Below are 25,950 nucleotides of genomic sequence, written 5' to 3'. Positions count from 1 at the left end.
AGATCCACCGACTGAGCGGTCGGCTCCGGGTGCCGTGCAGGTCACGGGTGGTGCCCGCGGAATTCGGCAGGCTGTGCCCGGGTGGGGCATTTCGGACAACCGGTTGTCCGGTGGTTGGCACGCGGGTCGCGGAGTGGTTGCGTGAGTGAGGTTCGAAGCAACTCGGCTCGGCGATCAGGTGGATTGCGATGGCGGTTGGTCTGGGTTTGAGCATCGGTACGGTCAACACGGTTTCCGCGCTGGCCGACGACCGAACCAAGGCGCCGCCGGGGCGCCGCCGTCAGCCCGAGCGCACGCCCGCCATCACCCGGCGCACCACGCTCACCTTCGACAGCACCGGCCTGGCCCGGGTCGGGGTGATTCCACGGCATGGGCGCGCGATCACCGAGTTCGCCGATCTGAGCCAGCGCACCGCGCGGTCGGCCCGGGTCGGGCACCGGGCGCTCACGCCCGCCGATCTCGTTGCCACCGTGGCGGATTGCCTCATTCTGGAGGCGCGGCGGGATCCGCGGGCCGTGGCCGCGGGCATCACGCTGACCCATCCGGCCGGCTACTCCGCGCTCCAAGTAGGCGATCTGCGTGCGTCTTTGGACGCGATCGGGCTGAATCGCGTTGCGCTGGTTGCCGAACCGATCGCCGCCGCGGCCTGGCTGGAGGCCGAGCACGGCCCGCTCATGCCGGGGCTGGCGCTGATCTACGATCTGGGCGGCTCCAGCCTCGATGTGACGCTGGTGCGGGTCGGCGCGGGTCGCCCCGAGAATCCCATCGTCGGCGTGCCGGTGCGCTCGGGTGAGTTCGGCGGCCGGGCCTTCGGCGCGCTGGTCGCGGCGCGGGCGGGTAACAGTGGCCTGGCTTCCCATCTATCCGGCGCGGTGCGGGGTGCGACCGCCGACGAACTGCGCACCGATCATGTGCGCGCCTCGCTCGAACTGGTCTACCGCTGCCTGCGGACGGCCGACGTGACCATGGCCGATGTGGATTGTGTCCTGGTCGTCGGTGGCGCGGCCCGGCCCGCCGATGTCCCCCAGGTGCTGTCCGACGAACTCGCCCGCCCGGTGATCATCGCCTCCGATCCCGAGCGCACGACCGCCGACGGCGCCGCGATCCTCGCGCGGCGGGCGAACCCCGGCCGGGACGAGCCGGCGCAGCCCGGTCGGCGGGCCGGCGCGCACCGCCGGGCCACGGACGATCTGGTGCCCGCGTGGCTGCGCCCGCAGCCGGGGCAGCGTTCCCGCACCACTCGCGCGCTGCTGTTCTCCCGGCGCACCCGCCGCAGGTTGACCCGGGCCGCGACCGCGGTGGGTATGTCGGCCGGCGGGGTAGCCCTCGCGTTCGCGCTGCCCGCGGACGCGGTGATCGCGGGGTTGCGCTAGGGGTAGGTTGACGTCACCCGCCGTAGGTGTAACTATGGGATACAGTAAATCGGTCCCATGAGGAAGGCAGTGACGACGATGTCCGGAGCCGTTACCCCCGCCGTAGATCCCGACCTGGAAAAGGCACAGGAATACGCAGCGAAGCTCCTGTTGCTGTCCGAAGGTTCGGTCAACAAGCACTTCGACCCGTTCGAGGATATCGATTGGGACAATCCCGACTTCGCCGCCGATGCCGGCGAAGAGCGGTGGATCCTGCCCAGGTCCGGCGACACGCTGGGCCGGCACCCCTGGTACCTGGCCCAGCCGCAGGACGTGCAGATCGCGATCGGCAAGTACCGCCAGGCCAACGTGGCCAAGGTCGGTCTGCAGTTCGAGACCATTCTGATCAGCGGCATGGTCACGCACACCTTCGGCCTACCCAACGGTGATCCCGAATTCCGCTACTGCTCCCACGAGATGATCGAGGAGCACAACCACACCCTGATGTTCCAGGAGATGGTGAACCGGATCGGCATCGACGTGCCCGGCATGGGCCCGCTGGTGCGCAAGTTCAAGTACATCGGCGCCCCGGTGGCCGCGCTGTTCCCGAACCTGTTCTTCATGGCCGTGCTGGCCGGTGAGGAGCCGATCGACCACATCCAGAAGTCGATCCTGCGCTCCGGCGAAGACGTGCACCCGATCATGCGCGGCGTCATGGCGATCCACGTCGCCGAGGAAGCCCGCCACATCTCCTTCGCGCACGAGTTCCTGAAGATCCACGTGCCGGAGAAGAACGCGCCCACCAAGTTCGTGCTCTCGATCGCCATGCCGATCGTCATGTTCATCCTGGGCCGCTCGATCTACACTCCGCCGCGGTCGTTCTGGCGTGAGTTCGACATCCCGGATTACGTCCGCAAGGAACTGTTCTACGGGACCAAGGAAGCCAAGCAGGAGTTCAGCGACTTCTTCGGCGATGTGCGCACCCTGGCCAAGGACATCGGCCTGATGAATCCGATCGCCCGGCGGGTGTGGAAGCTGCTCAATATCGACGGCCACACCACGCGTTACCGCTCCGAGCCGCTGCGCGTGGTCAAGGCAGGCTGAGTAAGTGCCCTACGTCGTCACACAATCCTGTTGCAGCGACGCGTCCTGCGTCTACGCCTGCCCGGTCAACTGCATCCATCCGACGCCCGATGAGCCGGATTTCCGGACGGCGGAGATGCTGTACGTGGATCCGAAGGCATGCGTGGACTGCGGCGCGTGCGCCTCGGCCTGCCCGGTCGACGCGATCACCTCGTCGAAGAAGCTGACCGACGAGCAGCTGCCGTTCATCGAGATCAACGCGGACTTCTTCCGGGAGTCGCGCCCGCGCCCGCTGCTGGCCCGCCCGGTGCCCGCCCCGGAGATCCGGACCGAACGCGAGCCGCTGCGCGTGGCGATCGTCGGCTCCGGCCCCTCGGCCATGTACGCCGCCGACGAGCTGCTGACGCAGTCCGGTGTGTCGGTCTCGGTGTTCGATCGGCTGCCGGTGCCCTACGGCCTGGCCCGCCACGGCGTCGCGCCCGATCACGGCCGGACCCGCCAGGTGAGCAGCCTGTTCGACGTGATCTCGGCCCAGCCCGGGTTCACCTCGTATCTGAATGTCGAAGTGGGCAAGCATGTTTCGCACGAGGAGCTGCTCGGCCATTTCCACGCGGTGATCTACGCGGTCGGCGCTTCCGCGGACCGCAAGCTGGGCATTCCCGGCGAGGGCCTGCCCGGCAGCACCTCCGCCACCGACTTCGTGGCCTGGTACAACGGGCATCCCGACCACGCCGGTGACAGCATCGATCTGTCGCAGCGGCGGGCGGTGATCGTCGGCAACGGCAACGTCGCGCTCGATGTCGCCCGCATCCTGACCAGTGATCCGGAAGCCTTGGCGGCCACCGATATCGCGCCGTACGCCCTGAAGGCGCTGCGGGACAGCAAGATCGAAGAGGTCGTCATCCTCGGCCGTCGCGGTCCCGCCGAATCCGCCTTCACCGTGCCGGAATTCGTCGGTCTGCTCGGTGCCGACGTCGACATCGCGATCGAGGGCGAGTTGCCCACGCTCGGCGGCGACCGGCCCTTCCACGTGGAGCAGAAGCTGAAGCTGCTGCACAGCGTGGCGGAGCGGCCGTTCGGCAAGCGCAAGCGAATCGTGTTCCGGTACCTCACTTCTCCGGCCGAGATCCTCGGTACCGACCGGGTGACCGGGGTTCGGGTCGGCACCAACGAACTGGTCGCCGACGCCGAGGGCGTCCTGCGGGCCGTGGCCACGGGCGCGACCGAGGAGCTGCCGGCGGGCCTGGTGCTCGCCTCGGTCGGCTACCGCGGTGTGCCGCTGACCGGTCTGCCGTTCGACGAGCGCGCCCACGTGATCCCGAACCTGGACGGCCGGGTGCTGGAACAGGCCGGGGGAGCGGTGTTCCCGGGCGCCTATGTCACCGGCTGGATCAAGCGCGGTCCCACCGGTTTCATCGGGACCAACAAGTCCTGCGCGCAAGAGACGGTGCAGCAGCTGGCCGACGATTTCAACGCCGGACGCCTGCGTCAACCGGTGCGTGGCGCAACGGAATTCGATCGGCTCGTCCGCGAGCGGCAGCCCGCGGTGCGGGCGGCCGGCGCCGCGCTGCGCCAAGGTCCGTTGCGGCGCTTGCTCACTCGCGCCTGACAGTCATCCGACGCCGTCCCGGCACGCCTGGTGCGTGCCGGGACGGCGTCGTTTCCTCGAAGCGGCAGCGGTGTCAGCGCGCGGTGAAGCCGCCGTCGATGGACAGCGCGGCGCCGGTGATGAAGCTGGCCTCGTCGCTGAGCAGGTACGCGCAGAACGTCGCGATCTCCTCCGGCTGACTGATCCGGCCCATCGGGTGCAGCGCCGCGATAGCGGCTTCCCCCTCGGGGGTCGCGCCCATCGAGGCGCGGAACGCCGGGGTGTCGACCGCACCGGAGGCGATGGCGTTCACCCGCACGCCCTGCTCGGCGTTCTCCAGCGCGACCGCGCGGGTCAGGCCGACGACACCGTGCTTGGCGGCGACATACGGCGCCACCGAGCCCATACCGACCACGCCGAGGTTGGAGGCGTTGTTCAGGATCGCGCCGCCACCGGAGGCGAGGATCGCCGGAACCTGGTGCCGCAGACCGTAAAACACGCTGGTGAGGTTGAGTTCCAGGTCGGCGCGCCAGTCCTGCTCGGCGACCCCGCTGTCGTCGGCCGCCGAGACCGGCCCGTAGGCCAGCACCGCGCCGGCATTGTTGAAAGCGGCGTCCAGGCGGCCGTATTCGGTGAGCGCGGCCTGGGTCAAAGCCGCCACATCCGCCTCGACGGTGACATCGGTGGGGACGAACAGCGCCCGGCCACCGGCGGCGCGGATATCGGCCGCCACTTGCTCACCGGTGTCCTTGCCGCGGGCGCCCAGTACCACCGCCGCGCCCTCGGACGCCACCCGCAGGGCCACGGCCTTGCCGATGCCGGAGCTGGCGCCGGTAATGAGTACGACCTTGTTCGCGAACCGTGTGGACATTGTCGAAAATCCCTTCTCTGGCTGGCGATTCCGGCTCGGTCGAGCTCGTCGCCGCACTCAGTCAACCGCGCCGGCCGGGCCGAAGCTGGCGGTAATCGGACTCCACGTTTGACGCGTCATGTTTTTCGGCGACGGTATCCGATATGACTGTTGGCAATGCCGTAGTTACCGACTAGTCGGTGTGCGATGTCTGGGTTGTCCAGCCTGTTGCCGGAGGGGCATTTCAACCAGACCGTCCACGATGTTTCGATCGCTGAGTGATAGCGGAATCGGGTGCGCACCAGGCGAATTCCGGTTTGTACAGGGGGCTGGATTGTTTCCTCTCGACAGCTCTAGCTGGACGTATGGTTCAAACCGCCCGGAACCCGAACGTTTCATACCAATTCGGATTCCGAAACGACACATCACCAGTTAACCTGTGGGAGCTGTTTGGAAGACGACCGCGGCCACATGGCTCGACTGTGTGCTGGACGTGGTCACGGTGCGTTGACGGGATAGCAAATGACTACAGTGCTGGGTTTCAGCATCGGTTCAGTGAACTCCGTATCCGCGGCGGTGACCGGTGCGCGCCCGCGCCCATCGGTGCGTACTCGGCGCACGGCGGTGACCTTCGACGGCGTCGGCGTCGCCGAGGTCGGTGGAGCTCCCCAATTCAGTACGGCCATCAGCGATTTCGCGGATCTGGCGCGCGACCCGGAATCGGTGGTGGTCGCCGGTCGCCTGTTCTCGCCCGCGAACATGGTCGCGGCCGTCGTGCACGGACTGCTGGTGAGCGCGGAGGATCCGATCGCCGGAGCCGTAGCCACCTATCCCGCAATCTATTCCGATAAACAGGTAGCGCTCTTACGCCAGGCGCTGGACTTAGCCGGCGCCCGAGAAATCATGCTGATCCCTGAACCCGTCGCCGCCGCGGAGTGGCTGGAGGCCGAGCACGGCCCCGCCGAACCGGGCTTCGTCCTGGTCTACGACCTGGGCGGCACCAGTCTCGATGTCGCTGTCGTCCGGGTCGGCCCGGACTGGGACAACCATCCGATCATCGGAAAGCCGCTGCGCTCCTACGAGTACGGCGGTCGCCCGCTCGGCGCGCGGATCGCCCGCTGTGCCCGCGGCAGCACCACCGACGGCCTGGTGTCGTCGATGTCGATCCGCGACGTGGACGCGCTGCGCACCACTCACATTCGCAAGTCCTTCGATCTGGTCCGCCAGTGTGTGCGCGGCAGCGGCCGCACCCTCTCCGATATCGACCGGATCCTGGTGGTCGGCGGGGCGGCCCGGCCCCGGGAAGTGGCGCGAACGCTGGCCGAACTCGGTCGCCCGGTGGTCGTATCGGCCGACCCCGGTCAGGTGGTCGCCGCAGGCGCCGCGCAGTTCGCCGCCCGTGTCTTCGCGTCCGCCGAGGGGCCGCAGCATCCGCCGCGCGTGGCCGTGTTCTCCAGTGCGGCAGTCGCTTCCGCGCTCGCCATGTCCGCGGTGACGGTGTTCGGCGGCGGCGTCGATCCGGACCTGTCGCCACTGCTGGACCACTTTCCGGACATCGGCCCCTCCAGTGACGTGCTGCTCTACGAACCCAGCGGTGACGTGGTCCTCGATCTGAGCCTGGCGGCCGGTGTGCCGCGGCGCGCCGTCGCGGCGACGCTGGTCGGCTATTCCGCCGGACTGCCGGCGGCCGCGGCCTCGGCGGCGGTCGCGCAGGGCGCTCCGCGGGCCGAGAGACCCCAGGGGCCGACCCTGGCCGAATCGACCCGCTCGCGGGTGGAGCAGCAGGCCGACACCGCGACCGCGCTGTACGCGAACCCGGCCCGCTTCACCAACCCGCTGCCTTTCGTGCGCCCCAAGGTCAAGCCCGCGCCCGCTCCGGCGCCCGCTCCGCACCCGGCGCCGAACCCCGCTCCGCACCCGGCGCCGAACCCCGCTCCGCACCCGGCGCCGAACCCCGCTCCGCATCCGGCGCCGAATCCCGCACCGGCCCCGTCGGTTCCGGCCGCCGAGCAGCCGCCCGCCGAGCAGCCGCCCGCCGCCAATCCGATCCCGAGCGTCAGCCTGCCCGCGGACCAGACGCCCGCGACGCCGAATACTCCGTCGGCCCCGAATCCCGCGCAGCCCGGCACCGGTACCCAGGCACCCGGAACCGGCGCCGGAACCGCCACGCCGCCCGATACCGGCGCGTCCGCGCCGAGCAGCGGCACCGGCGCCAATACCCCGTCCGCGGGCGGAACGAACTCGTCCCCCGGCACCTCGAACGGCAACTCCTCGAGCGGGACCACCTCCGGCGACACCTCCTCGAACGGCACCAATTCGGGTGGCGCCCACAGTGATTCGTCGTCGGGCATGGGCAACTCCAACGGCAACTCGACCAGTGGGAATTCCTCCAGCAATTCGTCGAGCGGTAATTCGTCGAGCAACTCCTCCAGCGGCGCGTCGAACAACTCGTCCTCGGGTGCCTCCTCGAACAGCTCGTCCTCGAACAGTTCGTCGTCCGGGAACTCCTCGAGCGGTAATTCGTCCAGCAGTTCGTCTTCCGGCAACTCCTCCAGCGGCAACTCCGGCGGCTCGGGCGGTTCCGGCGGCGGCAGCGGACACGAGAAGTAGCGCCGTTCGCGCCGTGGCGGCGCACGCGTATGGATGACGCGGCGCGGCCGCCGATGCACAATGGGCTGGTGGTAGCTCTCGGGGGTGGTCCGCAGCTGATTGCGCTGGACGTGGACGGCACACTGCTGGAAACCGGTTCGGCGATCAGCGCACGGGTGGTGGACGCGGTGCGTGCGGCGGTGGCCGCGGGTGCGCACGTGGTCGTCACGACCGGTCGTACCGTGCTCACCACCCGCCCGGTGCTGGCCGAACTCGGCCTGATCGATGGGCACGCGATCTGCTCCAACGGGGCGGTACACATCGATGTGGCGCGGGATGAGCCGGTCGCGGTGCAGACCTTCGATCCGGGTCCCGCGGTGCAGGCCCTGCGCGCGCTGTTCCCGGAGATGATCTTCGCGGTGGAGAAGGTGGGCGTCGGCACCTGGGCCACCGGCCTGAGTCCCGGCGAGTTCTCCATCGGCGAGTACCTGCTCGTCGACGACGGTGCGCTGAGCAGCGAGCCGACCCCGCGCCTGAACGGCTGGTGGCCCACGGGCTCGCAGGAGGAGATGCTGCGCCTGCTGGATCAGCTGCACGTGCCCGAAACCAGCTGGGTGCACGGCGAATTCGGCCCCTGGCTGACGCTGTCGCGGCGCGGTGTCACGAAAGGCTGGGCGCTGGAACGACTCCGGGCCGCGCTGGGCATTCCGCACGAGCGCACCCTGGCCATCGGGGACGGCCACAACGATCGCGAAATGCTGACCTGGGCCGGGCACTCGGTGGCGATGGGCAACGCCGTCGACGCCATCCGCGACCTCGCCGACGAAGTCACCGCCGACGTCGCCGACGACGGGGTCGCGAAGGTGCTGGAACGCTGGTATCGCGCCTGATCAGACCCCGCCGGTCCGGCCGAGCACGTCCAGGTAGTGCGGGTTGGACATGATGCCGATGATGTTGCCGAACGGGTCGAGCACGGCGGCGGTGACGAATCCGGTGCCCTGGCCGCGCTCGGTGATCGGCTCGTACTCCTTGGCGCCCAGCTCGAGCAGGCGGGCGAAGGTGGCCTCGAGATCGTCGACGTGCCAGTTCACGATGCCGCCCGCACCCGGCTCGTTGCGGGCACCGGCCGGCGCGTAGGCGCGGTTGATGAGGCCGAGTTCGTGCTGGTAGTCGCCGATGCGGAACTCGTAGTAGCCGTTGGGCACGTGGAAGTACGGCTGGACGCCGAGGAATTCGGCGTACCAATCCTTGGCGGCCTCCAGGTCGTCGGCGAAGTAGGTGGTGGTGGCCATTCCGCGCAGCATGTCTGTCTCCTTTGTCGGTGCTTCGATCGGGTTGTGTCATAAGCATCGCGGGTAAAGTGCGCACCGAATGAGCACTTTTAGGAGGAGAATTTCGGTATGCGAGCGGACCGGTTGGTGGCGACCCTGTTGTTGATGCAGACCCGCGGCCGGGTGACGGCCGCGGAACTCGCGGCGGAGCTGGAGGTGTCGGTGGCGACCGCGCGGCGGGACCTGGAGGCGCTGTCGGCCGCGGGTGTGCCGGTCTATCCGCAGCCGGGGCGGGGCGGTGGCTGGCAGTTGGTCGGCGGCGCGCGCACCGATCTGAGCGGGCTGACCGCCCCCGAGGCCCGGGCGCTGTTCCTGCTGGCCGGGTCCTCGACCGGTGGTGAGCCGGAAGTGAAGTCGGCCTTGCGCAAGCTGGTGCGCGCCCTGCCGCAGACCTTCCGGGCCGACGCGCAGGCCGCCGCCGACGCGGTGGTGATCGATCCGGCGCGCTGGGGGCGGCACGATCGGACCCGGCCCGGTCTGGTCACGCTGCTCCAGCGGGCGGTCGTCGAAAGGCAGCGGGTGCGAATGGATTACGAGCGCTCGGGCCGGCGCACGCAACGGCTGGTCGACCCGTGGGGCCTGATCGACAAGGACGCCGTCTGGTATCTGATCGCGGGCACCGAGCGCGGTAAGCGCACCTTCCGCGTGGACCGCATTCTCGACGCCGAGCTGACGGGCGAAATCGTCGATCGCCCCGCCGATTTCGATCTCTCCACCGCGTGGGACGAGGTTGTGGAGCAGATGGAGCAACGTCGCGCCGCGGTCTCGGCGACCGTTCTGGTCTCGGCCGAACTGCTTCCGGTGCTGCGGGATCAGCAGGGGCGGCACTGCGAAGTGGACGGCCCCGGGCCCGACGGCCGCGTCCAGGTCCGGATCACCGCTCCGACGGCGAACATGGTGGCCCGCCAGCTCGCCGGCTGGGGCGAGGATGTCGAAGTGCTCGAGCCGCCGTCGGTCCGGGCCGAGCTCGCTGCCCTCGGAATCGCACTCGCACAGCGGTATTCGATCTGAGGGAGGTATCGCCGACGGGGCCGGGTCCACGGACCCGGCCCCGTCGGCGTTCCGGGACCCCGCACGGTCACCGGAACACGCTGGGCCGCAATCGAGTCGGGAAGCTCGACCATGGCCCAGCCGACTCAGCGGGGCGCCGGTATCCGGCTGCCCAGGGCCCGGACCATTTCGGTCGCGACCACGGCGTGCCCGCTGCTGCTGAAGTGGATCAGATCGGCGCTCATCAGATCCTCACGCAACCGCAGCGGGTGCTCCCAGAACTCCACCAGCAGCACGTCATAGCGCGCCGCGACCTCTCGCAGCAGCTCGTTGAGCTGTGCCATCCGTTCGCGCATGGGCCGCATCGGCGCCAGGCGCGCCACCTCCCACACGTCGCTGACGGTGAATGTGGTGACCTGGGCGCCGGTTCCGGCCAGCGCGGCGAACAGGGTGTCGAGGTTCGCGCGCAGTTCCCCGAGGCTGCCGCCGGCCGTGAAGAGGTCGTTGCCGCCGCAGGTCAGATGGACCAGATCGGGCCGGAATTCCAGAACCCGATCGAGCTGTCCGGCCACGACCTGCCCGCTGGTCGCCCCGATCTTGCCGGTATTCAGATAGGCGAGATCGGGATTGACCTCGGTCAGCAGTGCGGCGAGGCGATCGGGCCAGCCGCGCGGGTCGTACCCGGGGCTCGGGTCGCCGACGCCCTGGGCGATGGAGTCGCCGAGCACCGCGAAGCGCTGCCAGGGCGCGCCGGTGAGCAGGCGGCGGGCCGCTCCGGGAGAGAGCACCAGTGGATCGTCGGCTTCGGTGCGAATGATGGTGTGCGTCATGAGAGTTCCTGACTGTTCGTCGGATGAGCGGGGATGGCCAGGACGACGGCGGCGAGCACGGTGATGCCCGCACACACCGCGAACAAGGTGTGGAACGCGGTCAGCGGCTGAGCCGGGTGCGCGGCGAAGATCGCGGCCAGCAGGGCGATGCCGAGCGCGCCGCCGACCTGGCGGGCGGTGAGATTCATGCCGATGCCCGCCGCGAACTGTTGCGGCGGAAGGGAACTCGCGGCCGCCGTGCCGAGCACCGTGACCACGATGCCGAGACCGCCGCCGCCGAGGATGCCGGCCGGGAACCACGCCGTCCACAGCGCGGGCTCCGGGCCGAACGCGCCGGTGCTCATCCACGCCACGGCGGCGGTGAACAGCGCCGCGCCGAAAACGCCGGCCCAGCGCCGCGCCCCGGGCGTGGTGATCCGGCCCGCGAGCGTGGCGGTGATCATCGCGGCCACCGCGCCGACGGTCATCGCGCCCGCCGACGCGAGCACCGAGTAGCCCCAGATCGCGTCCAGGAACAGCGGTCCGGCGAGCAGCCAGGCGAACATGGCCGCGCCGAACACGAACGAACCCGCGTTGGCCAGTGCGTAGGGGCGGCTGCGCCACAGTTCGACCGCGATCGCCGGATTGCGGTGTGTGCGTGCGCGAATCAGCGCCAGGATCAGCAGCGCCGCGCCGCCGAGGAGGCAGGCGAGGGTGGCCGGATCGGTCCAGCCCCAGCGCTGGCCCTCGGTGACTCCGGCGACCAGGCTGCCGAGCCCGAGCGCGACGGCGGCGGTGCCGATCGGGTCGGGGAGTGCGCTGCCCGGAGTTCTGGTGTCCGGCACCGGGATACGCAGCGCGGCGAGGATGAGCACCAGTGCCACCGGCACATTGATCACGAAGACCGCGCGCCAGCTGAACGCCTCGACCAAGCCGCCGCCGATCGCCGGGCCGACCACCGCGGCGAAACCGCCTGCGGCGGACCAGGCGCCGATGGCCGCGCCGATCTTCTCGCGCGGCGTGACGCTCAGGACCAGGCCGAGCGCCGACGGCACCATGAGCGCGGCCGTCGCGCCCTGCAGCAGGCGGCCCGCGATCAGCCAGCCCGCGGTCGGCGCCAGCCCGCACAGCAGCGAGGTCAGCGCGAAACCGGCCAGGGCGAGCAGGAATAGCCGGCGTCGCCCGAGTGTGTCGGCGAAACGGCCCGCGGGCGTGAGGAATGCGGCGAAGGCGACCGCGTAGCCGCTGACCACCCAGGTGAGGGTGGTGGTGGCGGTCTCGGGATAGGTGCGGGCGATGGCGGGGAAGGCGATGTTGACCACGGACAGGTCGAGGAAGGCGATGAAGGCGGCGCCGCAGGCGATCAGGAGGGTGCGGCCTGCGGCCTTTGCGGCCGGCGGACTGCCGGGCCGCGCGGACACTTCGGTCATGAGGGTTCCTTCGGGGAGGAGCGAAAACAAAAAGTACGATCGTTCGTCCAATTAAAGTACGACCGACCGTTCGTCTTGGCAAGAGTTCGGTGCAAGAATGGTTGCTATGAGCCAGCCCACCGGCGCCGTGGCGCCTTCCGATCAGCGCTTGGCGAAAGGCGCGCGCTCCAGGGCCTCGATCGCCCGGCACGCCGCCGACGTCGCCTCGGTGGAGGGTTTGAACGGGGTCACCATCGGCCGCCTCGCGACCGATCTCGGCATCAGCAAGAGCGGCATCGCCACGCTCTTCGGCAGCAAGGAATCGCTGCAATTGGCGGCCGTGAAGGCGGGCCGCGAGGTGTTCATCGCCCAGATCATCACTCCGAGCCTGGCGGAGCCGCGTGGCCTGCCCCGGGTCCGCGGGCTGGTCGACCGCTGGTTCGTGCACGTCACCGAGCCGGCGTTCCCGGGCGGCTGCTTCCGCACCGCCGCCCTCACCGAATTCGACAGCAAGCCCGGCCCCGTCCGCGACGCCCTCGCCGCCGACCACGACGCCTGGCTCACCTTCCTGGCCCAGGAGATCGGCAAGGCCCAGCAGGACGGTGCCCTCCCCACCGCCGACCCCGAACTCCTCGCCTTCGAACTCGACGCGGTCATCACCGCCGCCAACACCGCCCGCCAACTCGGCGAAGACGCCAAGATCGCTATGGCCCGCCGCATCGCGGACCGCCTACTGTCGGCCTGAAACCTCAGGTGCCGGGGCGGACCGCCGCCGTCACAGGGTAAGCAGCGGCAGGGTGGGGTCGAGCTTGGTGATGTCGTCTGGATCGGAGGTGACGACGGGAGCGCCGCCCACCGTTCTCGCGCAGATAACGACCGCGGCATCCACTACATCGGATGTTCCGCTTTCGCCGAGGAGGGCGCCCACCTGCAGTGCGGTCGGGTAGTCGAGCTCGGCGAACCGGATCGCGGGATCGGTCAGGAATCGTCGGAGATTCGCCTGCCGACCGCCGGCTCGGACGACCTGTGCCACGACGGCGGTAGGGACGAGGAACGAAGTCTGTTGCAGGCGGGCCCGTTGGATCAGACTCTGCAGGCGGGCCGATCGGCGTTCGACCGCGATCAAGGCCCCGGTATCGAACACCAGGGTTCGGTTCATGCCGCTCCGGTGTTCTTTACCTCCGGGCCGAACACGCGATCGAGCTCGCGCTCCGCCCATGCTCGATCCTCCGCGCTGGGCTCGCCGCGATCGGCATCCCATTCGGCAAAGAGTTGCTCCATGATCACCCCCGGTTCCAAGCGAGACGCGATATAGGCCGATACCGAGCGGGCCTCGCCGCGTTCCACTGCGCCCTTGATCCTGTCGATCAGGTCCTCGGGCAAGGTTACCGAGATCTGGCGCGTCTTACTCATGATTACATCATAATTGCCCTGCGCGAATTGGGCTGGACATCCGACCATGCGGCCGGATGTTGCGTACGTCAGGCTGAGAGGGCCAGGACCGTGTTGCGGGCGGTGTCGTAGCGGTCCCAGACGATGGCGGCGAGCGCGTGGTGCGCACCGATCACGGTGGCGTGCGGCAGGTCCGGGGCGGCGGTGATCAGGCGGTCGGTGAGCAGGCCGGGGGCCAGGAACCACGGCGCGACGAGGAGTTCGTCGGCGCCGCGGGCGCGCAGGCGGGAAAGCGCCGCGGTCACGGTGGGTTCGGTGGTGGCGAAGCAGATCTCGGTGTGCCAGCCGGTGCGCAGGGCGAGCCGCCGGGCCACCTCGGCGGTGCGAGCGTTGGCGGCGGCCGAGGACGAACCGACGGCGGCCACGGCGACACCGAGTCGCCGGGACGGGTTGGGCCGCAGTACTTCCGAGACGCGATCGCGGAGTGCGCCGATCAGTCGGGCATCCGGGCCGAGAACGTCGGCCTGGGTGAGCCGCAACTGCGGATGGCGAGCCCGTGCCGCGTCGAGCAAGCCGGGTAGGTCGACCCGGGCGTGAAAGGCGCTGCCCAGTAGCAACGGTGCGACCACCGCGTGGGTATGCCCCTGCGCCGCAACGGCATCCACCACCTGCTCCACCGAGGGTGCGCTGAGATCGAGGAAAGCCAGCCGGACGTCGAGATCGGGCCGGACGGCGGCGATCTCGGCGACCACCGCCGCCATGGTGGCGGCCGACCGCGGATCGCGGCTGCCGTGGGCAACCGCGATCAGCGCGGGCGGGGTGCCGAACATCAGGCGGGCGCGCCGACTTCGACGGCGGTCAGCACGTCACCGACGAGACCGGCGGCCAGGGTGTTCCCGCCGGCGGGATCGATGAGCAGGAAGCTGCCGGTGTGCCGGTTGGCGCGGTAGTCGTCGGCCGCGATCGGCTCGGCGACGCGCACCGAGATGCGCCCGATGTCGTTGAGCTCCAAGGCGTCCGGGCTCGGCACCGCGGCCAGGTTCTGCTCGTCGAAACGCTCCACGAGCGCGCCGACGATGGCCTGGGTGGTGCGGGTGCCGTGCTTGAGCAGCAGCCGGGCGCCGGCGCGCAGCGGCTTGTCGCCCAGCCAGCAGACGGTGGCGTCGAAGCTGTCGATCGGCTCCGGCGCGTCGGCGACCGAGGCGATGATGTCGCCGCGCGAGATGTCGACCTCGTCGGCCAGGATCAGCGTGACGCTGCGCCCGGTCTGCGCGACCGCCAGCTCACCGTCGGGGGTGTCGATGCGCTCGACAGTGGTGCGAATCCCGCTGGGCAGCACCACGATCTCGTCGCCGGGCGACACCGAGCCGGCCGCGATCTGACCGGCGTACCCGCGGTAGTCCGGGTACTCGGCGGTGCGCGGGCGGATCACGTACTGCACCGGGAAACGCAGGCCGAGCGACGTGTTGTCGGCGTCGACCGGCACCGATTCCAGGTGCTCGATCAGCGACGGCCCGGTGTAGTACGGGGTGTTGTCCGAGCGGGAGGCGATGTTGTCGCCGTGCAGCGCGGACACCGGGATCTCGAGCACGTCCTCCGGCGCCCAGCCCAGTGTCTTGGTGAGCGTGTTGAACTCGGCGGAGATCTCGGCGAACACGGTCGCCGGGTCGTCGACCAGGTCGATCTTGTTGACCGCGAGCACCAGCTTCGGCACGCCCAGCAGCGCCAGCACCGCGGCATGGCGGCGGGTCTGCTCGATCACGCCCTTGCGCGCGTCGGTGAGCAGGATCACCAGCTGCGCGGTGGACGCGCCGGAGACGGTGTTGCGGGTGTACTGCACGTGCCCCGGTGTATCGGCGAGCACGAAGGACCGCTGCGGGGTGGCGAAGTAGCGGTAGGCGACATCGATGGTGATGCCCTGCTCCCGCTCCGCGCGCAGGCCGTCGACGAGCAACGAGAGATCCGGTGTGGCAAGGCCTTTGTCGACCGAGGCGCGGGTGACCGCGTCGATCTGATCGGCCAGCACCGATTTCGTGTCGTAGAGCAAACGGCCGACCAGCGTGGACTTGCCATCGTCGACAGAACCGGCGGTGGCCAGTCTCAATAGGTCGGCCATCAGAAGTAGCCCTCTCTCTTACGGTCTTCCATGGCGGCCTCGGACACCCGATCGTCACCTCGGGTCGCGCCGCGTTCGGTCAGGCGGGACGCCGCGACTTCGGCGAGGATCGCTTCGTTGTCGGTGGCGTCGGAAAGGATGGCGCCGGTGGAGGATCCGTCGCCGACGGTGCGGTAGCGCACCGAAAGGGTCTGCAGCTCTTCGCCTTCGGCGGGGCCGCCCCAGACGCCGGGCGTCATCCACATGCCGTCGCGCTGGTAGACCGGGCGCTGGTGCGCGTAGTAGATGCTGGCCAGGTCGATGTCCTCGCGGGCGATGTAGCGCCAGATATCGAGCTCGGTCCAATTCGACAGCGGGAACACCCGCACGTGCTCACCGGGCGCGTGCTTGCCGTTGTAGAGGTTCCACAGCTCCGGGCGCTGCCGCTTGGGATCCCACTGGCCGAACGCGTTGCGCAGCGAGAAGATCCGCTCCTTGGCGCGCGAACGCTCCTCGTCGCGGCGGCCGCCGCCGAAGACCGCGTCGAAGCGGTGCTCGGCGATGCCGTCCAGCAGCGGGACGGTCTGCAGCGGGTTGCGGATGCCGTCGGCGCGCTCGGTCAGCCGGCCGTCGGCGAGGTAGTCCTCGACCTTGGCGACATGCAGGCGCAGGCCGTACTTCTCGACGATCTTGTCGCGGAACTCCAGCACCTCGGGCAGGTTGTGCCCGGTGTCCACGTGCAGCAGCGCGAACGGCAGCGGCGCGGGCCAGAAGGCCTTGAGCGCCAGGTGCAGCAGCACCGTGGAGTCCTTGCCGCCGGAGAACAGGATCACCGGCCGCTCGAATTCCCCCGCCACCTCGCGGAAGATGTGGATGGACTCGGACTCCAGCGCGGCGAGCGTGTCGAATTCGCTGATGCCCAGGGCTCGATCACTGATGGTTTCGGTCATGACTGATGCAACCCGCATTCGGTCTTGGCGAGGCCGGCCCAGCGGCCGCTTCGCGGATCGGATCCCGGCTCCGGCTTCCGTGTGCACGGAGCGCAGCCGATGGACGGATATCCCTCTTCCACCAGGGGATTGACGAGAATGCCGTGGGTGTCGATGTAGTCCTGCATCTCGTCGTCGGACCACGGTGCGATCGGGTTGATCTTCACCAGGCCGAAAGCTTCGTCGAAGGAGATCAGCGGCGCGTTGGCCCGGGTGGGGGCCTCCACCCGGCGGATGCCGGTGACCCAGGCGTTGTAGCCACTGAGCGACTTGGTCAGCGGCACCACCTTGCGCAGCCGGCAGCACTCACCGGGATCGCGGGCGAACAGGTCCTTGCCCAGCAGTTGATCCTGTTCGGCGACACTGCTTTCCGGGCGCGCGTTGACCACGTTCACCCCGTACACGGCTTCCACCGCGTCCCGGGTGCCGATGGTCTCGGCGAAGTGGTAGCCGGTGTCCAGGAACAGCACGTCCACACCGGAGCGCACCTCGGCGGCCAGGTGTACCAGTGCGCCGTCCTGCATGTTCGAGGCGACAATGTAGCCGGAGCCGAAGGTCTTGTCGGTCCACTCGAGCAGCTCGACCGCCGAAGCGTCGGGACCGAGCTCGGCCGCACCTTGTTCGGCGAGCGAGCGGAGCTCGTCCTCGGACAGCTTTCCCGCGAGTTTCGTTGTCATAGTTGATCTCCCGTCGACCGGATCACCGAAGTTCGGCCTCGTCGGCGCGAACGGCCCACTGCGCGAACCGTTCCCCGTCTTCGCGGTGCTTGAGGAAGTTGCGCACCACCCGCTCGATGTAGTCACCGAGCTCCTCGCTGGTCACCTTGTGCTGGCGCAGTTTGCGGCCGAAGGCGCTGTCGAGACCGAGGCTGCCACCGAGGTGAACCTGGAAGCCCTCCACCTGATTCCCGTCGCCGTCGTCGACCAGCTGGCCCTTGAAACCGATGTCGGCGATCTGGGACCGGCCGCAGGAGTTCGGGCAGCCGTTGATGTTGACCGTGATCGGCACATCCAGGTCGGCGTTGATGTCGGCCAGGCGCTGGTCGAGCTCGGGCGCCAGCACCTGCGAGCGCTTGCGCGTCTCCACGAACGACAGCTTGCAGAACTCGATACCACTGCAGGCCAGCAGGTTCCGCCGCCAGTGCGACGGACGGCCGTGCAGGCCCAGCGGGCGCAGTTCGTCGATGAGCTGCTCGACCTTGTCGTCGGCGACATCGAGCACGATCAGCTTCTGGTACGGCGTGAACCGGATCCGATCGGAGCCGATGCGCTCCACCGCGTCGGCCACCTGCTGCAGGATGGTGCCCGAGACGCGACCGGCGATGGGGGAGAAGCCGACCGCGTTCAGCCCGTTGCGCAGCTTCTGCACGCCGATGTGGTCGATGGGCCGTGCGGGCTTCTCCGGCGCCGGGCCGTCGATCAGCTTGCGCTTCAGGTACTCGGTCTCGAGCACCTCGCGGAACTTCTCGATGCCCCAGTCCTTGACCAGGAACTTGATCCGGGCCTTGGTGCGCAGCCGCCGGTAGCCGTAGTCGCGGTAGAGGGAGACAACGGCCTCCCACACATCGGGCACCTCGTCCAGCGGCACCCACGCGCCCAGGCGCTGGGCCAGCATCGGGTTGGTGGACAGCCCGCCACCGACCCAGACGTCCAGGCCGGGGCCGTGCTCGGGATGCTCGACGCCGACGAAGGCGATGTCGTTGATCTCGTGCACCACGTCCTGCTGACCGGAGATGGCGGTCTTGAACTTGCGCGGCAGGTTCGAGTAGCGCTTGTCACCGATGTAGCGCTTGACGATCTCGTCGATCGCGGGCGTCGGGTCGAGCACCTCGTCGAAGGACTCACCGGCCAGCGGCGAACCGAGCACCACGCGCGGGCAGTCGCCGCACGCCTCGGTGGTCTGCAGGCCGACCTCTTCGAGCCGCCGCCAGATCTCCGGCACGTTCTCGATCTCGATCCAGTGGTACTGGACGTTCTCGCGGTCGGACAGGTCCGCGGTGTCGCGGCCGAACTCGGTGGAGAGTTCACCGAGGGTGCGCAGCTGGCGCACGCTCAGGGCGCCGGCGTCGCAGCGCACCCGCATCATGAAGTAGGGGGCCTCGAGAATGTCGATGTTCTCGTCGCCGGTGAAGGTGCCGTCGTATCCCTGCTCGCGCTGGGTGTAGAGACCCCACCAGCGCATGCGGCCCCGCAGATCGGCCTTGTCGATGGATTCGAAACCCTGCTTCGAGTAGATGTTCTCGATGCGCGCGCGCACGTTGAGCGGGTTGTCGTCCTTCTTGGACTGCTCGTTGGGGTTCAGCGGCTCGCGGTAGCCGAGCGCCCACTGGCCTTCGGACTTGCGGCGGACCGGCTTACCGGTGCGCTCGCGCCGCGCGGGCTTGGGCTGATCGCTCGGACCGGCGTCGGTGGTCGACGTCATTGGGGTCACTCCTGCTGGGGTGGGGATACATCGGCTGAAGGGTGCGAGGGGCTGATCTCGCGCCCGCGGTGTCAGCGGATCGATGCGAATTTCGAAGAGCCGGGGGATGACCCGGGAACGCGCGCCGCCGTACTACCGGAGAGAATCGGGCAGACAACAGGCGCTGCAGACACGCTTGAAGTCGACGTGGCGCCGGGCCACGAGTCGTACTCCAAAATTGCGCATGGAGCCTATTGTGCCACGTCAAAAGGGGCGTTCCGACCAGAGCTCCGTATTTCCCCCGAAATCGCGGGAAATCCCCAGGCCGCGCGGGGGTGGATGTGACAGTCGTCATACGGCCGCCGAACCGGAACACTCCGATCGCCACGGCGTGATCCGCCGGACGTGAACTGGAACACCCAGGTGGGTGCGGGCGCCGGGGCCGGTGGCGGTCACACTGGTGTGGTGAGCACTTCCGCCCCCACGGGAACCGAAGCGACCGCCCCCGTGCTGCACGACTTCGGGGGCGGCCCGTTCGGCATCTATATCCACGTGCCGTTCTGCGCCACCCGCTGCGGATACTGCGACTTCAACACCTATACCGCCGGTGAACTCGGCACTTCGGCCTCGCCCCAGTCCTGGCTGGCGGCGCTGCGCGGGGAGCTGGCGACGGCGGCCGCGGCCTTCGGCGCGCTGCCCACCGAAACCCCCGAGGTGGCAACGATTTTCGTCGGCGGCGGCACGCCCTCGCTGCTCGGCGGCGACGGGCTGGCGGAGGTTCTGGACGCGGTGCGCGCGGAGTTCACCCTCGCCGCCGGCGCGGAGATCACCACCGAGTCGAACCCGGAATCGACCTCGCCCGAGTTCTTCGAGCGGCTGCTCGCGGGCGGCTACACCCGCCTCTCGCTGGGCATGCAGTCCGCCGCGCAGCACGTGCTCGAGGTGCTGGACCGGACGCATACCCCGGGTCGCGCGGTCGCGGCCGCCAAGGAGGCGCGCGCGGCCGGATTCGAGCACGTCAACCTGGACCTCATCTACGGCACCCCGGGTGAACGCGACGCCGATCTCGACGCGAGTCTGGACGCCGTCCTCGAAGCGGGCGTCGACCACGTCTCGGCGTACTCGCTGATCGTGGAGGACGGCACCGCGCTGGCCCGCAAGGTCCGCCGCGGCGAGCTGCCCGCGCCCGACGACGACGTCCTCGCCGCCCGCTACGAGCGCATCGACTCGCGCCTGGCCGCCGCCGGTCTGACCTGGTACGAGGTGTCGAACTGGGCCGCGAACGACGCCGCCCGCTGCCACCACAACCTCGGCTACTGGGACGGCGGCGACTGGCTCGGCGCCGGTCCCGGCGCGCACAGCCATGTCGGCGGCGTGCGCTGGTGGAACGTCAAGCACCCCGCCCGCTACGCCGAGCGGGTCGCCCGCGGCGGTCTGCCCGCGGCGGGCTGGGAGGCGCTCTCGGCCGCGGAACGGCACACCGAACGCGTCATGCTCACCGTGCGCCTGCGCACCGGCCTGCCGCTAGCGGACCTGGATCCGGCCGGGCTCGCGGCGGCCGACCGCGCCCGCGCCGACGGCCTGGCCGAACTGCGCGGCGAGCGTCTGATCCTCACCGACCGCGGCCGCCTGCTCGCCGACGGCGTGGTCCGCGATCTGCTGACCTGACCCCCGCTGCCCGCGAATTGCTCAGTGCGGTCCGAGGTTCGGATGTGGATCTTGGACCGGCCCGCTGTGCGTTCTCACAACGTGTTCGTGCCCATGTTTGCGTGGTCTTGCCTGATAGGCCCCGGTTGTACTTTCGCCGCTGCCGGGTAACGCGTAGGGTCAACAGTTAACCCCAAGGAGTCCAATGCCCCAGGCACGACACATCACGCTGGTCCACGAGCAGAACGAATTCGCCGAAGCGCGGGCCGCCGAGAAGGCCGAAACCGCCCGGCAGAGCGCCATCGCCGCGCGCACCGTAGCCAGTCACTCCCAGAACGCCGACGACTGCCAGTCCTTGCTGGCGATGCTCGGCCTGGACGCCCTCGCGGGCAAGCACGCCCGGAGCCTCGAGCCCAGCTGAACCCGCGCCCGCGCCGGTAATCGCTGGAAGTACCCGTGTGCCGCCCATTCTGGGGCGGCACACGTGTCATTAGACTGGACAATGAGCCGTCGGGTCCGCGCGGCGGCGCACGAGTTGGGTCGATCGCGATCACCACGCCGGCCTGCGATGACAAGACCAGCGAGGAGGTGGGGCGATGTCGAGCACTGAGGACAGGCGCTTCGAAGTCCTGCGGGCCATCGTCGCGGACTATGTCTCGACGAAGGAGCCCATCGGGTCGAAAACCCTGGTGGAACGGCACAATCTGGGTGTCTCCAGTGCGACCGTGCGCAACGACATGGCGGTGCTGGAGGCGGAGGGGTACATCACCCAGCCGCACACCAGCTCCGGGCGGATCCCGACCGACAAGGGCTATCGCCAGTTCGTCGACCGCATCTCCGAGGTCAAGCCGCTCTCCAGCGCCGAGCGCCGGGCCATCATGGAATTCCTCGAATCCGGCGTCGATCTCGATGACGTGCTGCGCCGCGGTGTGCGGCTGCTGGCCCAGCTGACCAGGCAGGTCGCCGTCGTGCAGTATCCGACGGTGTCCGCCTCGACGGTCCGCCACATCGAGGTCGTCGCGCTCAATCCGGCCCGCCTGCTGCTGGTGGTGATCACCGACACCGGCCGCGTCGATCAGCGTCTGGTCGAACTCGGCGCGCTCGTCGACGACGACGATCTGGCCGCCCTGCGCGGCCTGCTCGGCAACGCGATGGACGGCAAGCGCCTGGCGATGGCCTCGGCGGCCGTCGCCGAACTGCCCGAGACGGCCCCGCGCAAGCTGCGCGACGTGCTGATCCGGGTGTCGACCGTGCTGGTGGAGACCCTGGTCGAGCATCCGGAGGAGCGGCTGGTCCTGGGCGGCACCGCCAACCTCACCCGCAATGCCGCCGACTTCGGCCTGCCCGGTTCGCTGCGGCAGGTGCTGGAGGCGCTGGAGGAGCAGGTGGTGGTCCTGAAGCTGCTGGCCGCGACCCAGCAACCCGGCACCGTGACCGTGCGGATCGGCGAGGAAACCCAGGTCGAGCAGATGCGTACCACCTCGGTGGTGTCCACCGCGTACGGCACCTCGGGCGCGATCCTGGGCGGCATGGGCGTGCTCGGGCCGACCCGGATGGACTACCCCGGCACCATCGCCTCGGTCTCGGCGGTGGCCCGCTATATCGGCGAGGTCCTGGCCGAGCGCTGACCGATAGCGCGCTATCGGCCGCTGGTAGCCTCGGTAAGCGCTGCGCGAACCCGCGGCCGGATAAAGTTGAGTGCATCCGACTGATGTCCGGTGGCATCGGCGTTCGGTGGGAGCACACAGACACAGGATGAGCCACGCATCCGGCTGATCGGCCGGACTGTGGAGAGCAACCCAAGGACTAGAGACTCAAGTGGCACGGGATTACTACGGACTGCTCGGCGTCGCGAAGAACGCGACCGACCAGGAAATCAAGCGCGCCTATCGCAAGCTGGCGCGTGAACTGCATCCCGACGTCAACCCCGACGAAGCGGCGCAGGCCAAGTTCAAAGAGGTGTCGGCCGCCTACGAGGTGCTGTCGGACCCGGAGAAGCGCCGCCTGGTCGACCTGGGCGGGGATCCGCTGGAATCCGGCGGTGGTGGCGGCGGCTTCGCGGGCGCCGGTTTCGGCGGGCTCGGCGATGTCTTCGAGGCCTTCTTCGGCGGCATGAACGCTTCCGGCGGGCAGCGCAAGGCGCGCGGGCGCGTGCAGCCGGGCGCCGATTCGCTGATCCGGACCAGGCTCAGCCTGGCCGAGTGCGCCGTCGGCGTGACCAAGCACCTGACCGTCGACACCGCGATCCTGTGTGACAGCTGCACGGGCTCGGGCACCAACGGCAACTCCAAGCCGGTGCGCTGCGAAACCTGTGGCGGCGCGGGCGAAGTCCAGTCGGTGCAGCGGTCGTTCCTGGGCCAGGTGCTCACTTCGCGCCCCTGCCCCACCTGCCGCGGCGCGGGCGAGACCATTCCCGATCCGTGCCACAAGTGTGGCGGCGACGGCCGGGTGCGCGCGCGGCGCGAGATCGCCGCGCCGATCCCCGCCGGTGTCGCCAGCGGCATGCGGGTGCGGCTGGCCGCGCAGGGCGAGGTCGGCCCCGGCGGCGGCCACGCGGGTGACCTCTACGTCGAGGTCGTCGAGCAGCCGCACGACGTGTTCGTCCGCGACGGCGACGACCTGCACTGCACCGTCCGGGTGCCGATGGTCGACGCGGCGCTGGGCACCACCGTCGTCATCGACACCATCCTGGACGGCCCGGTCGAGCTGACCATCCCGGCCGGCACCCAGCCGGGCGAGGTCTCGGTGCTGCGCGGCCACGGCATGCCGCGCCTGCGCTCGGGCACCCGCGGCGAACTGCTGGCGCACCTGGACATCGTGGTGCCGACCAAGCTCGACACCAAGCAGACCGACCTGCTGCGCAAGTACAAGGGCCTGCGCGAGCGGGATCGCGCCGAGGTGATGTCGGCGCAGTCCGAGCACAACAGCGGCCTGTTCGCCCGGCTGCGCGCGTCGTTCAGCGGGCGCTGAGGCCTTGGCCGCCACCGTCTTCTATCTCGACGACATCCCGGAACCGGGTGCGATCGCGGTGCTCGACGGCCCGGAGGGCCGCCACGCCGCGACCGTGCGCCGGATCCGGGCCGGCGAGCCGATCACCCTGTCCGACGGGCGCGGTCAGCTCGCCGATTCGGAAGTGGTTGCGGCGCAGAAGGACCGGCTGGATCTGAAGGTGCTGAACCGGCGGGTGGCCGAGCCGGCCACACCGCGGGTGACCGTGGTACAGGCGCTGCCGAAGTCGGATCGATCCGAGCTGGCGGTCGAGTTGATGACCGAGGCGGGCGCCGACCGCATCGTGCCGTGGCAGGCGGTGCGCTGCGTGAGCAAGTGGGAAGGCAAGGCGGCCAAGGCCGTCGACAAGTGGCGGACCGCGGCGCGTTCGGCGGCGCGGCAGTCGCGTCGTCCCTACATTCCCGAGGTCGCCGACCTGCACCGCACCCGGGACCTGGTGGAGCTGGTCCGCACGGCGAAGGCCGGCGGCGCGGTGGTCGCGGCGTTGCACGAATCCGGCGCGGCCCGGTTCACCGAGCTGCCCTTCGACGGCGCGCCCGAGGTTGTCCTCATCGTCGGACCCGAAGGGGGCCTGGATGATTCGGAGCTCGAGGCGCTGGCCGGCGCGGGCGCGCAGGCAGTGCTGCTCGGCCCCACGGTGCTGCGCACCTCGACCGCCGCGGCTGTCGCCCTCGGCGCTCTGGGCGCGCTCACCCCGCGTTGGTAGTTCTCACAGAAATTCGCGGTAGCGAACCCCCGGCACTCAGTGCCGTTCGTGCTGCTGGGCCGGCTGACCGGGCCGCTGGTCCGCGCCGTAGGCCTGGGCGATCAGGGCGTGGACGTTGTCCTTGGGCACCTCGTAGGCCGCACCGCAGAACGTGCACTCCAGAAAATGCCTGGTCTTGAGCGGAATGATCGGGATGAAGAACAGCGTGAACATGGTGACCGCCTTGCGCAGCGCGTGCGCGGACGGATTGTGGCAATTGGCGCAGACCAGCGTGAGCATGGCGAGCTGGTGGATTTTGCGCGACCAACCCCAGATAAGCAATGGAACCCCCGAGAATCGAACTGATGCGCCTAGACCCTACTGCGTCCCGGGCGATTCGGCACAGCGGCCGGGGATCGCCGCCGTTCCGTGATTCGCGCCGAGGGTTGGCGGCGCGAGGGGCGGGGAATACTGCGGGCAGGTTGCGGTTTATTCACTGGGACGTGTCGGTGGTCCGCGTTAGAATTTGCACACACGAAACAGCTGTCGAGACCGGAAAGCAGGCTGTAGCGACTTTTGCGAACACCAGGCGAGATCGGCGATCCAACGAACCCCACCGCAGGTATCGGTGCCGAAGACAACGGTTCGAGCCCCGCCGCTCGTACCGTGCGGTCCAGCATCGAGCTCGCGCCGGAATCCGTGTTCCCATTCCTTGGTTCCGCCGACCAGAATTTGCGTGAACTCGAGCGTTTGCTCGAGGCCGACATCCATGTCCGCGGCAACTCGATGACGCTCACCGGCAAGGCGGCCGATGTCGCCCTGGCCGAGCGCGTCATCGAGCAGTTGATCGCGCTCACCGGGCGCAACCGCGTGGTGACACCGGAAGCGGTGCGCCACACGGTCTCCATGCTGACCGAGGGCTCGTCCGATTCCCCGGCCGAGGTGCTCAGCCTGGACATCCTGTCCCGGCGCGGCAAGACCATCCGGCCCAAGACCCTGAATCAGAAGCGCTACGTCGACATGATCGACGCCAACACCATCGTCTTCGGCATCGGCCCCGCCGGTACCGGTAAGACCTACCTGGCGATGGCCAAGGCCGTGCAGGCGCTGCAGACCAAGCAGGTCACCCGGATCATCCTCACCCGCCCCGCGGTGGAGGCCGGCGAGCGGCTGGGCTTCCTGCCCGGCACGCTCAACGAGAAGATCGATCCGTACCTGCGTCCGCTCTACGACGCGCTGCACGACATGATGGATCCGGAAGCCATTCCGAAGCTGATGGCGGCCGGGGTCATCGAGGTCGCGCCGCTGGCCTACATGCGCGGGCGCAGTCTCAACGACGCCTTCATCATTCTCGACGAGGCCCAGAACACCACGGCCGAGCAGATGAAGATGTTCCTGACCCGCCTCGGGTTCGGCTCGCGCATGGTGGTCACCGGCGATATCAGCCAGGTCGATCTCCCCGGCGGCGCGCGCTCCGGCCTGCGGGCCGCCAGCGAGATCCTGACCGACATCGAGGACATCGCCTTCGCGCAGCTCACCTCGAGCGATGTGGTCCGCCACCGCCTGGTCTCCGACATCGTCGATGCCTACGACCGGCACGAATCCGAGACCCGCCCGGCCATCGGCGAGCACTACCCGGGCAACCGGGCCCAGCGCCGCGCCGCCGGTCGCGGCGACCGGCGCTGAGTTCCACCCCGGCTCGCTGCAGCGAGCCGGGGGCGGCGGTCATAGT

Annotated in this window: 26 protein-coding genes; 13 read left to right on the top strand and 13 right to left on the bottom strand. The window is 69.4% G+C overall.

The window, feature by feature from the left end:
• Positions 1 to 188: 188 nt before the first annotated feature.
• The 3 genes from AB0H76_RS30205 to AB0H76_RS30195 are packed head-to-tail and all read left to right on the top strand — an operon-like array spanning position 189 to position 4,044.
• Positions 189 to 1,373 (top strand): Hsp70 family protein, encoded by a 1,185-nt coding sequence (locus tag AB0H76_RS30205; RefSeq protein WP_357330418.1) that lies wholly within the window; start codon positions 189 to 191, stop codon positions 1,371 to 1,373.
• 57 nt (positions 1,374 to 1,430) lie between these two features.
• Entirely contained in the window at positions 1,431 to 2,456 is a 1,026-nt protein-coding gene (locus tag AB0H76_RS30200) for a diiron oxygenase (protein ID WP_357330417.1), read from the top strand.
• A 4-nt stretch (positions 2,457 to 2,460) separates the two neighbouring features.
• Positions 2,461 to 4,044 carry an FAD-dependent oxidoreductase gene (locus AB0H76_RS30195; RefSeq protein WP_357330416.1) on the top strand — a complete coding sequence of 528 codons (1,584 nt, stop codon included), beginning with the start codon at positions 2,461 to 2,463 and terminating at the stop codon, positions 4,042 to 4,044.
• A 73-nt stretch (positions 4,045 to 4,117) separates the two neighbouring features.
• Here AB0H76_RS30195 and AB0H76_RS30190 read toward each other — a convergent pair whose 3' ends face one another.
• Entirely contained in the window at positions 4,118 to 4,894 is a 777-nt protein-coding gene (locus AB0H76_RS30190; RefSeq protein ID WP_357330415.1) for a glucose 1-dehydrogenase, read from the bottom strand.
• A gap of 534 nt (positions 4,895 to 5,428) precedes the next feature.
• Here AB0H76_RS30190 and AB0H76_RS30185 point away from each other — a divergent pair.
• Together AB0H76_RS30185 and AB0H76_RS30180 are read left to right on the top strand one after the other, a co-directional pair.
• Positions 5,429 to 7,483: an Hsp70 family protein gene (locus tag AB0H76_RS30185; protein ID WP_357330414.1), complete on the top strand. Its 2,055-nt coding sequence runs from the start codon at positions 5,429 to 5,431 to the stop codon at positions 7,481 to 7,483.
• A gap of 68 nt (positions 7,484 to 7,551) precedes the next feature.
• Complete coding sequence (locus tag AB0H76_RS30180) at positions 7,552 to 8,352, top strand: Cof-type HAD-IIB family hydrolase (RefSeq protein WP_357330413.1); 801 nt, start codon at positions 7,552 to 7,554, stop codon at positions 8,350 to 8,352.
• On the opposite strand, the gene AB0H76_RS30175 is transcribed toward AB0H76_RS30180, so the two are convergent.
• A complete protein-coding gene (locus AB0H76_RS30175) occupies positions 8,353 to 8,766 on the bottom strand; it encodes a VOC family protein (protein WP_357330412.1) in 414 nt (137 codons plus the stop codon).
• Between the two features lie 96 nt (positions 8,767 to 8,862).
• Between AB0H76_RS30175 and AB0H76_RS30170 the strand changes: the two genes are divergently transcribed.
• Complete coding sequence (locus AB0H76_RS30170; RefSeq protein ID WP_357330411.1) at positions 8,863 to 9,804, top strand: YafY family protein; 942 nt, start codon at positions 8,863 to 8,865, stop codon at positions 9,802 to 9,804.
• A 125-nt stretch (positions 9,805 to 9,929) separates the two neighbouring features.
• On the opposite strand, the gene AB0H76_RS30165 is transcribed toward AB0H76_RS30170, so the two are convergent.
• Both AB0H76_RS30165 and AB0H76_RS30160 read right to left on the bottom strand, forming a co-directional pair.
• The gene (locus AB0H76_RS30165) at positions 9,930 to 10,613 is read right to left on the bottom strand and encodes an SGNH/GDSL hydrolase family protein (RefSeq protein ID WP_357330410.1); all 684 of its coding nucleotides are present in this window, start codon (positions 10,611 to 10,613) and stop codon (positions 9,930 to 9,932) included.
• The gene (locus AB0H76_RS30160) at positions 10,610 to 12,022 is read right to left on the bottom strand and encodes an MFS transporter (protein ID WP_357330409.1); all 1,413 of its coding nucleotides are present in this window, start codon (positions 12,020 to 12,022) and stop codon (positions 10,610 to 10,612) included. Before AB0H76_RS30160 ends, AB0H76_RS30165 begins: the two co-directional genes overlap by 4 nt.
• 106 nt (positions 12,023 to 12,128) lie before the next feature.
• Between AB0H76_RS30160 and AB0H76_RS30155 the strand changes: the two genes are divergently transcribed.
• Positions 12,129 to 12,746 (top strand): TetR/AcrR family transcriptional regulator, encoded by a 618-nt coding sequence (locus tag AB0H76_RS30155; protein WP_357330408.1) that lies wholly within the window; start codon positions 12,129 to 12,131, stop codon positions 12,744 to 12,746.
• Positions 12,747 to 12,776: 30 nt separating this feature from the next.
• Here AB0H76_RS30155 and AB0H76_RS30150 read toward each other — a convergent pair whose 3' ends face one another.
• The 8 genes from AB0H76_RS30150 to AB0H76_RS30115 all read right to left on the bottom strand — a co-directional run bounded on the left by AB0H76_RS30150 (position 12,777) and on the right by AB0H76_RS30115 (position 19,123).
• The gene (locus AB0H76_RS30150; RefSeq protein WP_357330407.1) at positions 12,777 to 13,160 is read right to left on the bottom strand and encodes a hypothetical protein; all 384 of its coding nucleotides are present in this window, start codon (positions 13,158 to 13,160) and stop codon (positions 12,777 to 12,779) included.
• Positions 13,157 to 13,414 (bottom strand): hypothetical protein, encoded by a 258-nt coding sequence (locus AB0H76_RS30145; RefSeq protein ID WP_357330406.1) that lies wholly within the window; start codon positions 13,412 to 13,414, stop codon positions 13,157 to 13,159. The genes AB0H76_RS30150 and AB0H76_RS30145 overlap by 4 nt, the downstream gene beginning before the upstream one ends.
• Positions 13,415 to 13,482: 68 nt before the next feature.
• Positions 13,483 to 14,223 carry a sirohydrochlorin chelatase gene (locus AB0H76_RS30140; RefSeq protein WP_357330405.1) on the bottom strand — a complete coding sequence of 247 codons (741 nt, stop codon included), beginning with the start codon at positions 14,221 to 14,223 and terminating at the stop codon, positions 13,483 to 13,485.
• Positions 14,223 to 15,509, bottom strand: coding sequence for a GTP-binding protein (locus AB0H76_RS30135; RefSeq protein ID WP_357330404.1), 1,287 nt, complete (start codon positions 15,507 to 15,509; stop codon positions 14,223 to 14,225). Before AB0H76_RS30135 ends, AB0H76_RS30140 begins: the two co-directional genes overlap by 1 nt.
• Entirely contained in the window at positions 15,509 to 16,456 is a 948-nt protein-coding gene (gene cysD / locus AB0H76_RS30130; protein ID WP_357330403.1) for a sulfate adenylyltransferase subunit CysD, read from the bottom strand. Before cysD ends, AB0H76_RS30135 begins: the two co-directional genes overlap by 1 nt.
• Positions 16,435 to 17,154 carry a phosphoadenylyl-sulfate reductase gene (locus AB0H76_RS30125; RefSeq protein WP_357330402.1) on the bottom strand — a complete coding sequence of 240 codons (720 nt, stop codon included), beginning with the start codon at positions 17,152 to 17,154 and terminating at the stop codon, positions 16,435 to 16,437. The genes cysD and AB0H76_RS30125 overlap by 22 nt, the downstream gene beginning before the upstream one ends.
• 22 nt (positions 17,155 to 17,176) lie before the next feature.
• Positions 17,177 to 18,898: a nitrite/sulfite reductase gene (locus AB0H76_RS30120; protein WP_357330401.1), complete on the bottom strand. Its 1,722-nt coding sequence runs from the start codon at positions 18,896 to 18,898 to the stop codon at positions 17,177 to 17,179.
• Positions 18,899 to 19,030: 132 nt separating this feature from the next.
• Entirely contained in the window at positions 19,031 to 19,123 is a 93-nt protein-coding gene (locus tag AB0H76_RS30115) for an Ms4527A family Cys-rich leader peptide (protein WP_357330400.1), read from the bottom strand.
• 261 nt (positions 19,124 to 19,384) lie between these two features.
• Between AB0H76_RS30115 and hemW the strand changes: the two genes are divergently transcribed.
• The 5 genes from hemW (at position 19,385) to AB0H76_RS30090 (ending at position 24,239) form a co-directional block, all read left to right on the top strand.
• Positions 19,385 to 20,545, top strand: a complete 1,161-nt coding sequence (gene hemW, locus AB0H76_RS30110; protein ID WP_357330922.1) for a radical SAM family heme chaperone HemW — start codon at positions 19,385 to 19,387, stop codon at positions 20,543 to 20,545.
• Between the two features lie 184 nt (positions 20,546 to 20,729).
• On the top strand, positions 20,730 to 20,945 hold the full coding sequence (locus tag AB0H76_RS30105) for a hypothetical protein (RefSeq protein WP_357330399.1): 216 nt from the start codon (positions 20,730 to 20,732) through the stop codon (positions 20,943 to 20,945).
• 175 nt (positions 20,946 to 21,120) lie between these two features.
• Positions 21,121 to 22,152, top strand: a complete 1,032-nt coding sequence (gene hrcA, locus AB0H76_RS30100) for a heat-inducible transcriptional repressor HrcA (protein WP_357330398.1) — start codon at positions 21,121 to 21,123, stop codon at positions 22,150 to 22,152.
• A gap of 190 nt (positions 22,153 to 22,342) precedes the next feature.
• Positions 22,343 to 23,494 carry a molecular chaperone DnaJ gene (gene dnaJ / locus AB0H76_RS30095; protein WP_357330397.1) on the top strand — a complete coding sequence of 384 codons (1,152 nt, stop codon included), beginning with the start codon at positions 22,343 to 22,345 and terminating at the stop codon, positions 23,492 to 23,494.
• A gap of 4 nt (positions 23,495 to 23,498) precedes the next feature.
• The gene (locus AB0H76_RS30090; protein ID WP_357330396.1) at positions 23,499 to 24,239 is read left to right on the top strand and encodes a 16S rRNA (uracil(1498)-N(3))-methyltransferase; all 741 of its coding nucleotides are present in this window, start codon (positions 23,499 to 23,501) and stop codon (positions 24,237 to 24,239) included.
• A gap of 36 nt (positions 24,240 to 24,275) precedes the next feature.
• Here AB0H76_RS30090 and AB0H76_RS30085 read toward each other — a convergent pair whose 3' ends face one another.
• On the bottom strand, positions 24,276 to 24,560 hold the full coding sequence (locus tag AB0H76_RS30085) for a zinc-ribbon domain-containing protein (protein ID WP_357330395.1): 285 nt from the start codon (positions 24,558 to 24,560) through the stop codon (positions 24,276 to 24,278).
• Between the two features lie 282 nt (positions 24,561 to 24,842).
• Between AB0H76_RS30085 and AB0H76_RS30080 the strand changes: the two genes are divergently transcribed.
• Positions 24,843 to 25,904 carry a PhoH family protein gene (locus tag AB0H76_RS30080; RefSeq protein WP_357330921.1) on the top strand — a complete coding sequence of 354 codons (1,062 nt, stop codon included), beginning with the start codon at positions 24,843 to 24,845 and terminating at the stop codon, positions 25,902 to 25,904.
• Positions 25,905 to 25,950 lie beyond the last annotated feature (46 nt).

The sequence above is a fragment of the Nocardia sp. NPDC050712 genome (assembly GCF_040654295.1).
Classification (GTDB): Bacteria; Actinomycetota; Actinomycetes; order Mycobacteriales; family Mycobacteriaceae; genus Nocardia.
The sequence above is the reverse complement of the archived record's forward strand: the minus strand, read 5'-3'. Positions and strand labels throughout refer to the sequence as shown.

Excerpts from the sequence above, each read along its gene's own strand:
- AB0H76_RS30205 (WP_357330418.1), top strand. The coding sequence starts at position 189 with ATGGCGGTTGGTCTGGGTTTGAGCATCGGTACGGTCAACACGGTTTCC.
- AB0H76_RS30200 (WP_357330417.1), top strand. The coding sequence starts at position 1,431 with ATGAGGAAGGCAGTGACGACGATGTCCGGAGCCGTTACCCCCGCCGTA.
- AB0H76_RS30190 (WP_357330415.1), bottom strand. The coding sequence starts at position 4,894 with ATGTCCACACGGTTCGCGAACAAGGTCGTACTCATTACCGGCGCCAGC.
- AB0H76_RS30175 (WP_357330412.1), bottom strand. The coding sequence starts at position 8,766 with ATGCTGCGCGGAATGGCCACCACCACCTACTTCGCCGACGACCTGGAG.
- AB0H76_RS30170 (WP_357330411.1), top strand. The coding sequence starts at position 8,863 with ATGCGAGCGGACCGGTTGGTGGCGACCCTGTTGTTGATGCAGACCCGC.
- AB0H76_RS30165 (WP_357330410.1), bottom strand. The coding sequence starts at position 10,613 with ATGACGCACACCATCATTCGCACCGAAGCCGACGATCCACTGGTGCTC.
- AB0H76_RS30160 (WP_357330409.1), bottom strand. The coding sequence starts at position 12,022 with ATGACCGAAGTGTCCGCGCGGCCCGGCAGTCCGCCGGCCGCAAAGGCC.
- AB0H76_RS30155 (WP_357330408.1), top strand. The coding sequence starts at position 12,129 with ATGAGCCAGCCCACCGGCGCCGTGGCGCCTTCCGATCAGCGCTTGGCG.
- AB0H76_RS30150 (WP_357330407.1), bottom strand. The coding sequence starts at position 13,160 with ATGAACCGAACCCTGGTGTTCGATACCGGGGCCTTGATCGCGGTCGAA.
- AB0H76_RS30145 (WP_357330406.1), bottom strand. The coding sequence starts at position 13,414 with ATGAGTAAGACGCGCCAGATCTCGGTAACCTTGCCCGAGGACCTGATC.
- AB0H76_RS30140 (WP_357330405.1), bottom strand. The coding sequence starts at position 14,223 with ATGTTCGGCACCCCGCCCGCGCTGATCGCGGTTGCCCACGGCAGCCGC.
- AB0H76_RS30135 (WP_357330404.1), bottom strand. The coding sequence starts at position 15,509 with ATGGCCGACCTATTGAGACTGGCCACCGCCGGTTCTGTCGACGATGGC.
- cysD (WP_357330403.1), bottom strand. The coding sequence starts at position 16,456 with ATGCGGGTTGCATCAGTCATGACCGAAACCATCAGTGATCGAGCCCTG.
- AB0H76_RS30125 (WP_357330402.1), bottom strand. The coding sequence starts at position 17,154 with ATGACAACGAAACTCGCGGGAAAGCTGTCCGAGGACGAGCTCCGCTCG.
- AB0H76_RS30120 (WP_357330401.1), bottom strand. The coding sequence starts at position 18,898 with ATGACGTCGACCACCGACGCCGGTCCGAGCGATCAGCCCAAGCCCGCG.
- AB0H76_RS30115 (WP_357330400.1), bottom strand. The coding sequence starts at position 19,123 with ATGCGCAATTTTGGAGTACGACTCGTGGCCCGGCGCCACGTCGACTTC.
- AB0H76_RS30105 (WP_357330399.1), top strand. The coding sequence starts at position 20,730 with ATGCCCCAGGCACGACACATCACGCTGGTCCACGAGCAGAACGAATTC.
- hrcA (WP_357330398.1), top strand. The coding sequence starts at position 21,121 with ATGTCGAGCACTGAGGACAGGCGCTTCGAAGTCCTGCGGGCCATCGTC.